The organism is Stenotrophomonas humi (genome assembly GCF_001431415.1).
GTDB lineage: Bacteria > Pseudomonadota > Gammaproteobacteria > Xanthomonadales > Xanthomonadaceae > Stenotrophomonas > Stenotrophomonas humi.
This window is the reverse complement of sequence record NZ_LDJI01000013.1, coordinates 193,541-205,676: the sequence shown is the minus strand read 5'-3', so window position 1 is coordinate 205,676 and position 12,136 is coordinate 193,541. Positions and strand designations below refer to the sequence as shown.

Below are 12,136 nucleotides of genomic sequence, written 5' to 3'. Positions count from 1 at the left end.
TATCCACCGCCACGTGCGATGTGTATAAGAGACCGCCGTCAGCCCCCCCCCATCAAAACCCCTTCTTTGACCAATAGCCGCCCCTGCAGCACCAATGCGTCACACCGATCCACGATTGCACCACGAAGCTGCGCACTGGTACTCCGATAACCCAACTGACGAGCCAAATATCCGACCAACTCGTCGACAGAAGCTCCGAGATTCTCTTCGACGATGGCCATGAGGCCTGCATCAAGCTCACTAGGAGGCAAGTAATCCGGCCGCCGAAGCGTGGCGGATAGGACTTCACTCCTATCTCTGATAACCGGAACTTGGCCCGGGATCGATACGAATTCGCCCCCACCAGCTTCAATTCCACCCACTGCCACAGCACGAGCAATGGCTGCCTCGACGGCGGCTTGGATGCGCCCGCCGGATCGCTGGAGGCCCCAAAGCGTCCTGACACGCGTAACAACTTCCCCGCGATGAATCGGCCCCTCCGCCTCAACTACTTGCTGGACGATGGCGGCCAGCTTGTCCGTTGGCAATGCATGCAATTCGAACTGCTGGGAGGGAACAGGGAAGTTCGCTTCCGTATAAGCGATAGCACTCCCGAGCGGCTCGGAACGAACCAGCCCCACTTCCACGAAGTCACCACGCTCCACCGCGGTAAACTCGACCGGTACAGCTCTCCCTTTGATGGTCTCTGTGCCAGCGAACGGATCCGGCTCGGCTTTGGCAGCTTCAATGGCTGCCACGAGTTTTGCAAGCTCTGCCTCGGGACGTTGGAACCAATCCGCACTCCAAAGCCGATAGACGTTCCAGCCCTTGTCCCGAAGTGCGCTTTCACGCAACCGGTCGCGGTCTCGCGCACTCTTAGCAGCTCGGTAACTTTCTCCGTCGCACTCAATGCCGAGAACGTAACGCCCAGGGTGTTCCGGATCCGCCACAGCGATATCGACGAAGAAACCGGCGATACCAACGTGGGTATGCAGGTCATAGCCGTGTTCGCGCAGCGCTGCGGCGACCTCTTCCTCAAAAACACTTTGGCGGCTGGATTCTTGACCAGCTATCGCATTGAGTTGCCCCGTGCGCGCATAACGCATGAAGAGCTTGAGTGCCGCTGTGCCCTTTCCCCTCGCACGCTCCAAGTCGATATCCTCATCGGTGATGGAAGAGAACACCTCGCAGCGAGACTTTGCCCTACTGATGAGCACGTTAAGCCGACGCTCACCTCCGTCCCTACCAACCGGGCCAAAGTTCATGGTCACGTTGTTCTGCGCATCCCGACCATAGCCAATGGAGATGTAAATGACGTCTCGCTCATCACCTTGGATGTTCTCCAAGCTTTTGACAAAGAACGGCTCGGAAGGATGCGCTCCGAAGAACCCTTCGGTCTCGGGGTGCTGCCGACGAAGTAGCTCGACCTCATCCCAGATGGCGCGCCGTTGCTGGGTCGAAAACGTGGCGATACCCAACGAGAGGTTAGGAGTAGCGCGCGCATGATCAATCACAGCTTGGGCCACTGCCTTCGCTTCCAACGGGTTGGTTCGCGTATTACCCCTGTCGTAAATCGCACTTGGCAAGTGCTTGAAGCGCAACCCCACCCCAGCATCACTGGTATATGGGCTGGGAACGATGAACAGTTTATTCTCATAGAACTGACTGTTGGAAACAGCGATCAGTGACTGATGCCTGCTGCGGTAATGCCACCGTAGCATCCGCTCAGGCAAGCCTCTAGCGCGACAAAGCCCAAGGATGCTCTCCACATCCGCTGCCTGTGCGCCGTCCTCCTCGTTATCGCCCGCATCACCGAGCATCTTTGCGAAGAAACGAGTGGGTGGAAGCTGCCGCTCATCACCAACTACTACGAGTTGCTTGGCACGTGCTATCGCACCGAGCGCATCTACCGGCTGTACCTGACTGGCTTCGTCCACCACCAACATATCAAAGCTCAGGGCATCTGGAGGCAGGAACTGAGCCACGGACAGTGGGCTCATCATGAATACTGGCTTGAGCGCCTGAATAGCAGGCCCACACCGCTGCATGAGCTGCCTAATGGGCAAGTGAGCTCGTTTTTTCTCCATCTCGCCCATCAAAACCGCTGTAGGACCGGTCGCTCCTCCGCGCCGCGGGATTTGCCCATGATGGAACTTGATCGCCTCCAATCGAGCCAGCTTCAAACGATCTCTATCCAGCTGAACGAAGTTCTCTACCAGCTGGGATTGCTGTTGACCGTCAAAAGCAGCAAGTGCCGGTTGCCGCTTGACCATCTCTTCCAGAATGGTCTCGTGATAGGCGAGCTCAAACGTATTCTTGGCTGAGGCTGGCTTTAGCTCCCCGATAGCGATCAAATCGACGAAGGCTGCCAGCCCTCTCCTACGAGCTTCCTTGGCAACTGCCACATAAGCTACCCATTGCGGCAGGCCTTCCGAATTTTCCCTCCAGTTTGTGAGATGGTCAGCCAGCGCCCCAACCTGGACTTCCCCTGCCTGATCTGCGATCGCCTCGGTCCCACGGAACTGGAGGAAGTCAAACAACGACTGGATTCGTTTGGAAACCTCAACCGCTTCAGCAATAAGTTTCTGGCTGCGGATCAGCAAAACCTCCGGATCATCAATCCGCGCTGCCAGCTCCCGCAGATCCCCGTGGCTCTCCATCCATGTAAGCACGGCACGGAGCGATCCAATCTCCGTGACCGCGCCCTTCCAGCAAAGCCCGAACGCATGCGCCCCAGGAGTCTGTTCGAGAGTGGCCAACAAACGTTGAGCCACTTCTACATGTTGTATTGCCTCTAATGCCGCTTTCACCGTCAGCTGCGCGGCATTCTTCAGCGGGTGGCTGCGGTCAAACGCAGCTTTCCATGGCGCAAGTTTCTCTTCCAGCACCTGAAGCTGCACCCTTCCTAGGATCATCTCCTCTCCCCAAGGCTGGAGCCCTTGGGAAGACATGGCACCGTGAACAGGTATCAAATCCTGCTGCAAGCTGGTCAAAATCGGTTTCAGTCGCTTTGCAAGTTCAGCAACCATCGGACGATCGCCAATGTCGGCCAAGCGCTCACGCACTCCGGCCCCCAGAGGCCGCAGATTGCGCATCCAAGCGACTACCCCTCTGAGAAAGGGAACGTTCGAGCGCTCGCCCTGCCAATTCGTCCCAAAAGCTTCCAGTGCCTGAGAATCCCACTCAGCAATCTTCTTCTTTGCTAGCTGAGCATCCAGCAATGTATCGAGTGCATCCAACATCTCTTCCGCGGGAAGTTTCGGCGTCACCAATTGGGCTCTGACTTCGCGATTTGAACGCCGCCAATCACCGCTTAGCACACGGAGCCAGCTTCCTCCGCGCGTGGCGATATGCAGACGGGCATCCTCTAGGTTTTTATCCCAAACCGCTTCACGGAATGTTTGGGCGAGATGGGTCCGCGCGCCTTGATACTTATCTACCGCGTCCACTATCTCTTGGATGGCGTCTACGCCCCTATCCCATACATGGGCAACCAAAGCATCCCGCTCCATCTCGGGAATTGAAGTAGCCCGCTCTGCGATGGCGATCAGCTTAAACGCCAAATCCAACGTCAGCGGCGCCGTCTCGGATAGAGCATGAGCCAATCTATGAAGGTCCTGCTTTGAACGCTTCAGTGCCTCGAATGCTTGGGCAAGCGTGTAAACCTCCCCTCCCACTGTGAAGCTCGACAGCAGCGTTCGAAACGCTTCGACCGTGGTAGACCAATCAAGTCCCAAGGCCTCCGAGTCAGCAACCTCCGCCGCTTGCGCGACCGCCTCCTGAGCAGCTTCAAGAGCCGACACTAAGCCTTGCAAATCGGACGGTCGCTTCCACTCTTGGGCCAAGAGACCTTCGCGGCCGATTTCAGGTGCATCCACAAGCGCTCGTGACCTTTGTTCAGTGAAGGCAAGATCAGCGAATTTTTGAGGGCCTTGTAGATCCAACGCTCGGTGGTGTTCTCCGGCCGCGCTGATCCACGCGACCAGCACGGTTCTAATACTCTCAACCTCACCTACCAGACGGTCACGATCGTTGGGTAGGAGCCCGTCGATACCAACGCCGCTCCAAGCGTGTTGATCTGGGATTCCCATCACCTCAACACGTGCAACCAGATCGTGGACAAGAGCATCCCGGATCCCCTTGTCATGGTGCGTCCAGACCTTCGCCCCCTCAAGGGCCACCCGCTGAGTGCTGAAGCCCTGTCTGCGCAGACGAACCAACTGGCCTAAGACTTGATAGGGCGTCAAGCCAGCTGGACTTAGCGGCTCGTGAAGGCGAGCGGCATGCCCGTTCAACGCATCCCGTCGATCCCGGAGCTGGTCAATCAAAGGGCCGATTTCGCCATCGCTTGGGTTACCCAGCTGCCATGTCGATTTAAGCTCTTCAAGAACAGCACGTTTGTTCGCTTTGTTGCTATGTAGTTCCAAGCAAGCAACGCCAACACCCACAAAGTCCAATCGACGCTTGACCACCTCTAGCGCCGCCATTTTCTCTGCGACAAAGAGCACCTTTTTCCCGTCAGCCACTGCTGCGGAGATGATGTTGGCGATGGTCTGTGACTTACCAGTCCCGGGCGGCCCCTGGACAACAATGCTATTGCCTTGACGCACGTCGTGGACAACTAGTGACTGCGAGCTGTCACAGTCGACAACGTGGATCATTTCCCTCGGTGAAATGATCTCATCGATGTTCGCATCCTCGTCGGATAGCGATGCTCCCGGAAAACCATCCGATACCACACCCCGCAAGGTGGGAATGTTCTCCATTCCGCCAAGGCCCTTCCAGAGGTTCGGGTCCAGGTCGCGATACATCATGAATTTCGCGAAAGAGAAGAGCCCAAGGACGGCATCGTTGGGCAACACCCCCCACCCATCCTTGCCCTCCACCATTTCGGCAACGGAACCCAAGTAGCCATCTACATCCAACGCTTCGAATTCAACTATGTCAGGTAGTTTGAGCTCGTGTTCGCGGCGCAAGAAAAGCTGAAGGGATAGGTTGGCTTCAATGTCCTCACCGGTCCATTTGAGGTGGAACTTGTCCCCCGCGTTGCTTCGCTCAAGCAACACAGGGATGAGGATCAAGGGAGCATAGCGATCGACCTGCGGAGTCGAGGTTGCACGCCACTTCAAATAACCAACAGCCAAGTAGAGGACGTTGACGCCCTGATCCTCTTGCAGTGTCCGGGCATCGATGTGAAGGTCAACGAGCCGCTTCTGCAGCCCCGCCGACGTCATCCGAGTCGAGAGATGCTGATCCCAGTGCTTTGCCACCCTGCCTTGCTCATCCAGCTCGAAGTCGGGCTGTTCAATAAGCGCCTGATCTTCCACCGGCCCAGAAAGGAGTGCCTCGTCATCGACGTGCGGTATTCCTCCTGCTTCAGAAGGATCAACTCGACCCGGCTCGAAAGTGAAGCGCCTACCTTCTAAGACCAAGGTCTGGTAAATCGCCGTTGTCAATTCGTGGACCACTTCCACAGTGCGAGCACGTCCGCTGCGTGGAGTGTTCAGCAGCCGATTGCGAGTCGAAAGATCGAGCAATTCGAGCCGAGCCCGATTGATCCGGTCTGCCAAACTCCCCGCACCATGCAGCGCCGCAGCCTCCAAAGCCACCGCCGTCGATCCGCAATCAGCCTGATCCATCGTCCACTTCCCTTGGCTAAATGGGGACAGTTCTTGGCGTGCTGCCAGTCCTTCCTAGGATGTCGCCCCCTTGGCACCCGTCTATATTGCACGCATCCGGATAGGCCTTCCACAGATTGAGCTATAGGGGAGAAGCACATGAGCGGTCTCAAGAGCAGCGACATCCACTGGGTGGTCAACGCATACATCGGTGTCTCAGAGGGATTTTTAGGCGACTTTACTTATAGAAGTCATAAAGAGTTCTACCCGGCCTTCTGCGACCTGGAAATCGATCCAGAGGCGTTTCCGGGGACAACTCGAGAGCGCTTCATCAAGGTATTGGCGTCTTTACCGCCCATGGGCCAAGCAGCCGTCCTTCGGGGTGTGAGTAAAAAATACCCAGTAGGGTCAGCTGTTCAACGCACCCCCAGAATCTTTCAAGAGCTGATGGGACTCGCAGACCGATGCGTCAGTGGCACCTTGGTTGCCCATCCCAGCACCCGAATTACCAGTGAGCTGCTACAGCAACTCCTAAAGGATGCTTCGACTCTATTGGGTACCCAAGGACCAACCAGTGCTGTTGACCGCATCCATACAGCCCTTCATGCCTATCTGAAAGCAGCCTGCGATGAGCGGGGGCTACCCCTTCCTGATGATTGTGGCGTCACCCAACTCTTCAAACTGCTCCGCCAGAACCACCCCAATCTTTCCAAAGGACCACACGAGGCCACGATGACCCGAATACTGCAAGCATTGAGCACAGTCATTGATTCGCTCAATCCGGCCCGCAACCGCGGGAGCTTGGCTCACGCCAACGAGGAATTGCTAGGGCGCGAGGAGGCCGTCCTGGTAATCAACTCAGCAAGAACGATATTCCAATACCTTGATGCCAAGCTCATCCCGGCTGGCACGGGATCCAACGAAACAAGGCCTGCTGACATAAGCCAGTAACAGCATAGCGAGGCAGGACACTGCCTGAGCGCGAAGGTACATGCTAATTTCCCCGTATTAGACCGATCCAAAAGGTGCGGGATGAAGAAGCTTGGCGCGACCCTGCTGGTACTCGCAGCAGCTGTAGGAACTTCCACCGCAGCACCTTCTTCGGCATTGGCCGCATCAGCCGCGGCCAATGAGGCGGCCTACTCCGCCGTCGACCCGTTCATCGGCACCGGTGGCGAAGGCCACACCTATCCCGGCGCCACCGTGCCGTACGGCATGGTCCAGCTGTCGCCCGATACGCGCATCCAGTCACGCAAGGATGGCTATGGCTGGGCGGCGGGTTACCGCCATGACGACAGCACCATCGTTGGTTTCTCGCACACGCACTTTTCCGGCACCGGTCATTCGGACCTTGGCGACCTGCTGCTGATGCCCACCACCGGCGAACTGAAACTGGAGCGCGGCAATCCGGATCAGCCCTTGAGCGGTTACACCTCGCGCTTCCGTCATGCCACCGAAAGCGCGCAGCCCGGCTACTACGCGGTGACGCTGGATGACTCCAACGTCCGCGCCGAACTCACCGCGAGTGCACGGGTCGGCATGCACCGCTATACCTTCCCTGCCGGCAAGCCGGCGCATGTCGTGCTGGACCTGCGTACCAGCATGTACGACTACCCGGGCAAGATCCTCTGGTCGCGCATCCGCGTGCGCCCGGACGGCACGATCACCGGCTTCCGCGAGACGCGCGGCTGGGCGCCGGGGCGCCAGCTGTATTTCGCCCTGCGTTTTTCGCAGCCGCTCAGCGGCCATCAGTTGCACGACACCGAGCAGGACGTCCCCTACAAGGGCTTCCCGCCGCCGGGCGAGAAGAACCCGGAGCAACGCGCGCAGATCGAAGGCCGCCAGCTCGTTGCCGCATTCGATGTGGCACCGGCCGCAGGCACGCCGCTGCTGGTGAAGGTCGCCATTTCGCCGGTGAGCGAAGAAGGCGCGATCGCCAATCTGGATGCGGAAGCACCGGGCTGGGATTTTGATGGCATGCGCGCCGCCGCCAAGCAGCAATGGAGCGAGGCGCTGAGCGCGGTGGATGCACAGGGTAGTGAGGCGCAACGCACGCGTTTCTACACCGCGCTTTATCACACGCTGCTGGGGCCGACCTTGTTCATGGACAGCGACGGGCGCTATCGCGGCCCGGACAACGCCGTGCATCAGGCCAAGGGCTGGACCAACTATTCCACCTTCTCACTGTGGGACACCTACCGCGCCTTGCATCCCTTGGCGACGCTGGTGCAGCCACCGCAACGCACCAACGATTTCGTCAATTCACTGCTCGCCTCACGCCGCGAAAGCGCGCACGGCGTGCTGCCTGTGTGGTCATTCCACGGCCTGGAAACGTGGTGCATGATCGGCTACCACGCGGTACCGGTCATCGCCGACGCCTACATGAAGGGCATTCGCGGCTATGACGCTGACGAAGCCCTGCAGGCGATGGTGGCCAGCGCCAACTACGGCCCTTACGACGGCATCGCCCAGTACCGCGAGTTGGGCTACGTGCCCATCGACGAGGAAGGCGAAGCAGCCAGCAAGACGCTCGAATATGCCTACGACGACTGGACCATCGCGCAGATGGCGCGGTCGATGGGCAAGAGCGACGTCGCTGCAGAGTTCAACAAGCGTGCCGGCAACTGGAAGCATGCATTCGACCCGGCCACCGGCTTCATGCGCGCACGCAAGCGCGATGGCAGTTTCCGCGAGCCGTTCGATCCCAGCGCCAGCGGCTACGGCAGTGACTACACCGAAGGCAATGCGTGGCAGTACTCCTGGTACGTGCCGCAGGATGTTGCCGGCCTCGCCGCAGCACATGGTGGCAACGAGAAACTGATGGCACGGTTGGACGCGGTGTTCGAGGCCAAAGTGGATCCATCGATCTTCGCGCACATGGAAGACATCACCGGCCTGATCGGCTGGTACGCGCATGGCAACGAGCCCAGCCATCACGTCGCCTATCTGTATGCGCATGCCGGGCAGCCGTGGCGCACCCAGGCGCGGCTGAAGCAGATCATGGACACGCAGTACGCCGCGCGCCCCGACGGCCTCGCCGGCAATGATGACCTCGGGCAGATGTCGGCCTGGTACGTGTTCACTGCACTGGGCTTCTACCCGGTCACGCCGGGCAGCAACCAATACATCATCGGCCGCCCGTTCCTGCCGCGCGCGACGCTGAACCTGCCCAACGGCAAGCACTTCAGCATCGTCGCAAACGGGCTGGATGACGCGCACGCCTATGTGGGCAGCGTCACCCTCAACGGCAGGCCATTGGATCGCGCCTATCTGACACACGAAGAAATTCTTGCCGGCGGCGAACTGCACTTCAGCATGCAGGCCGAGCCCAACCGGGAGTGGGCGACGGATGCGACGAAGCTGCCGTATTCCATGTCGCGATGATCCGCAGCGGGCCCAGCGTCATGCGCTACATTCACGCGCATGACGCTACGCGCTTATCAACCTGCTGATGCCGCTGGCTGCCTGTCGGTATTCGACAGCAATGTGCCGGGGTATTTTGCGAGCGGCGAGCGCATTGATTTCCAGCGGTTTCTCGATGACCAGGCCATGCAGTGCGCTTACCAGGTCATCGAAGAACACGGGCGCATCCTTGCCTGCGGCGGCCTTTCCGTCAATGCCACGGGCATCGCCGGCTTCTGTTGGGGAATGGTGCTGCGCAGCCACCATCGCCAGGGACTGGGCCGGCAACTGGCCAACGCCCGCCTGCAACAGGCCTTGCAGCACCCGGACATCAAACACATCGCACTGAGCACCAGCCAGCACACCCAGGCCTTTTACGAACGCCTGGGTTTTGCGGTGACCCGGATCGTGCCCGATGGACACGGTCCGGGCCTGGATGCGGTGGAAATGCGGTTGTCGGTGGACGACAACCGCGCCGCTCTCAGCTGCTCGACAACTTCATCAACACCAACCCGCTGACGATCAGCACGGCGGCGCCGATACGCATCGCGCTGACGTGCTCACCGAGGAAGAAGATGCCGATCAGGAACGCACCCACCGCGCCGATGCCGGTCCAGATGGTGTACGCGGTGCCCAGCGGCAGGGTGCGCATGGCCACAGCCAGCAGCCAGAAGCTGGCGATCATGCCAACGATGGTGACGATGCTGGGGACCAGCTTGGTGAAACCATGGGACTGTTTCATCGCCAATGCCCAGACGATTTCCAGCAAACCCGCAATCAACAGATAGATCCAAGCCATGAAAGCCTCCTTGAGGGGGCCAGGCCGTCCTGGATACGTTCCCGTGCTGGGGGAGGTCGTCCTCCGATGGGCCGGCATTCTAGCCAACGGGGCCGGCAATGGCCTATCGCAGCCGCTGCCGGGTTACATGAGGTTCAAACCGCGGATCTGGCCGTATGCCGCACGCATACGCTACAATCGCCGCACACGACAGGATCTGCTCCGGTTTGTGTCCGGTCTGTGATCCACGGCGGCTGATGAACCCATCGCCCCTGCTTCCCCAGATCGAGAATGGCCGCGCACTGCGCGGCCAAACCGTCTCTATGGTGGCCCCGTCGGCCCCTCGCGACGCTAGGTCGAAAATCCCGCCAGGGCCGGAAGGCAGCAACGGTATCGATCGACGCGGGCGCCGAGGTCAGCCGGCGGGGCCACCGCCTTTTCGGCGATGCCCCTTGCTACCGTGCAGGCGTTGCCTGATGGAACAGCAGCCGCCACGTCGGGCCTTGCCGCCGCCACAGCGAACTGCGTTCAGCCCACTCCCCTGCCCGTCCCGCATCGAGATAGCGGCTGCGATAGCGCACCTGTGCGATATCCGGCGCCAGCAGCGCCACGGCAAATCTCTCTGCTTCGATCTGCACTCCCGCCGCTTCGGCAGGCAGGTGCTGCAGCATCTGCGCGCGCGTGTAACAGCGCCCGGAACGGCCGATCTCGCTGAACGCTTCGTCGAGCAGGGCATCCAGACGTTTCAGATCAGCGCGCACCGCCGGGTCGTGCAAGGCGCGCTCCAATGCGACCAGCTCCACGGCCACTGCCTCCGGGACGGACGGGCCGCCCCTCTTCAGGGCAAGTCTTCCAGCGCGACCTGCGGGGCCGTCGGATCGGCCAGGACGACGCACTCGCCAGGCATCGCCACGCGATGGCCGCGCGCGCGCAGCGCCCGCCCATCGGCGGCGCTGGCGTAGTGATAGAGCATCATCCGCGCCTGCGTGGCGGCGTCGTACTCGCGCTCCAGGTCGTCCACACCGGTGTGCGAGGGATTGCCGTGCAGGCCGCAGTCGTGCGCGATCAGCTCGTTGTCGCTGGCGTATCGCGCGAGCATTTCCGGAATCGGTCGGGTATCGCCGCTCCACATCACCGAGCCTTGCAGACGCAGGCCGTAAGCGGTCTCCGGCCAATGGTGGCGTACCGGAAACACTTCCAGGCGCACGCCTTCATGCCAGAACGCATCGCCAACGACGATCAGCTGGAACGCATCCCAGAAGTTGGCGCCACCTTCGGCCAGCACGTTCGGATAGTCGCCAACCCGCTTGTGCAGCAGCGGCACCACCGTGGCCGGCACGTACAACCGCACCTTGCCGCGCCGCTGCCGGTTGAAGAACGCATCGACGAACAACCGCTCGAAACCAGCCACATGGTCCAGATGCACATGGGTGACGAACAGCGCATCGGGCATCGCGCCGTACTGGGCACGGTAGGCAGTCAGTCCTTCGCCGCCACAATCGATGGTCAGCCACGGCCGACCATCGCGCTCGATCACCGACATCGGCGACCCCAACTCGACGGCCGAAGCATTGCCGACGCCCAGAAAACGCAACGCCCAGTTCATTACGTGCCCCGGTTCCAGGCCAGATCGTAGGCACGGCGCAACCGTGCGAAATCCTTCTCCACATCCTCGCGGCTGCGTTCGCCGCGCAGCTTGAGCAGCGAGCGCAGCAGGCGCTTGAGGTTGCTTTCGCGCCAGCGGGTAGCGGGAATGCGCATCACGCCGCGATCGAAGTCGATCAGCCAGCCGTGGCCCGTTGCGTCAAACAGGATGTTGTGTGCGTTGAGGTCGGCGTGATCCAGCCCCGCGCGATGGAAGCGGGCGATCAAGCGGCCGGTTTCCTCCCACGGCGCGCCACGGCCGGTCACCAGCGCGCGATCAGCCAACGAGCGTACGTTCTCCAGGCGCTCCATCAGGATCGCGGCACGATAGGTCATGCCGTCGCGCATGTAGAACGCAGCCAATGGGCGCGGCACCGGCAATTTGTGCTCGATGAGTTTGCGCATGAGGCGGAACTCGGCAAAGCTGCGCGCCCGATCCGGGCCACGCCACAGGTAGCGGTCACGGCTGAGCTTGGCGGCAACGCCGCCGCGCAGGTACTGCCGCAGCACACATTGGCCAAACGGCGCGTCGACGAACCAGGCGCCACCACGGCCGCCCTCGCCCACCGGGCGCGCCTTGCCGTCCCACTGCGCGGGCGAGAACAACCCGGGGTCGGCTTGCCGCAAGCGCTGGCGGTCGAACAGAATGGCACCGTATCCACGACCTTCGCGGCACGGCGTCAGAGCTTCATTGGCGTCGAATGCGACCATTCTC

The 12,136-nt window shown here is 60.5% G+C and carries 8 protein-coding genes and 1 other RNA gene; 4 read left to right on the top strand and 5 right to left on the bottom strand.

The features are described from left to right. Nucleotides 1–38 precede the first annotated feature (38 nt). Complete coding sequence (locus ABB26_RS08250; RefSeq protein WP_057633181.1) at nt 39–5,618, bottom strand: DUF3320 domain-containing protein; 5,580 nt, start codon at nt 5,616–5,618, stop codon at nt 39–41. Nucleotides 5,619–5,756: 138 nt separating this feature from the next. Between ABB26_RS08250 and ABB26_RS08245 the strand changes: the two genes are divergently transcribed. From ABB26_RS08245 to ABB26_RS18610, 3 genes are all read left to right on the top strand, one after another. Further along, nucleotides 5,757–6,548 carry an abortive infection family protein gene (locus tag ABB26_RS08245; RefSeq protein WP_057633180.1) on the top strand — a complete coding sequence of 264 codons (792 nt, stop codon included), beginning with the start codon at nt 5,757–5,759 and terminating at the stop codon, nt 6,546–6,548. A gap of 81 nt (nt 6,549–6,629) precedes the next feature. Then, a complete protein-coding gene (locus ABB26_RS08240) occupies nt 6,630–8,981 on the top strand; it encodes a GH92 family glycosyl hydrolase (RefSeq protein WP_083490731.1) in 2,352 nt (783 codons plus the stop codon). 39 nt (nt 8,982–9,020) lie between these two features. Beyond that, the gene (locus tag ABB26_RS18610) at nt 9,021–9,518 is read left to right on the top strand and encodes a GNAT family N-acetyltransferase (protein WP_083490730.1); all 498 of its coding nucleotides are present in this window, start codon (nt 9,021–9,023) and stop codon (nt 9,516–9,518) included. On the opposite strand, the gene ABB26_RS08230 is transcribed toward ABB26_RS18610, so the two are convergent. Continuing rightward, nucleotides 9,481–9,798 carry a DMT family transporter gene (locus tag ABB26_RS08230; protein ID WP_057633178.1) on the bottom strand — a complete coding sequence of 106 codons (318 nt, stop codon included), beginning with the start codon at nt 9,796–9,798 and terminating at the stop codon, nt 9,481–9,483. The genes ABB26_RS18610 and ABB26_RS08230 overlap by 38 nt on opposite strands. A gap of 311 nt (nt 9,799–10,109) precedes the next feature. On the opposite strand from ABB26_RS08230, the gene ffs reads away from it, so the two are divergent. After that, an RNA gene (gene ffs, locus ABB26_RS18605) (signal recognition particle sRNA small type) lies at nt 10,110–10,206 on the top strand. Nucleotides 10,207–10,232: 26 nt separating this feature from the next. Here ffs and ABB26_RS08225 read toward each other — a convergent pair. The 3 genes from ABB26_RS08225 to ABB26_RS08215 are packed head-to-tail and all read right to left on the bottom strand — an operon-like array spanning nt 10,233 to nt 12,132. After that, on the bottom strand, nt 10,233–10,580 hold the full coding sequence (locus ABB26_RS08225) for a nuclear transport factor 2 family protein (RefSeq protein ID WP_245626167.1): 348 nt from the start codon (nt 10,578–10,580) through the stop codon (nt 10,233–10,235). Nucleotides 10,581–10,615: 35 nt separating this feature from the next. Next, a complete protein-coding gene (locus ABB26_RS08220) occupies nt 10,616–11,383 on the bottom strand; it encodes an MBL fold metallo-hydrolase (protein WP_057633177.1) in 768 nt (255 codons plus the stop codon). After that, nucleotides 11,383–12,132 carry a 3-deoxy-D-manno-octulosonic acid kinase gene (locus ABB26_RS08215; RefSeq protein WP_057633176.1) on the bottom strand — a complete coding sequence of 250 codons (750 nt, stop codon included), beginning with the start codon at nt 12,130–12,132 and terminating at the stop codon, nt 11,383–11,385. The genes ABB26_RS08220 and ABB26_RS08215 overlap by 1 nt, the downstream gene beginning before the upstream one ends. Nucleotides 12,133–12,136: the final 4 nt, after the last annotated feature.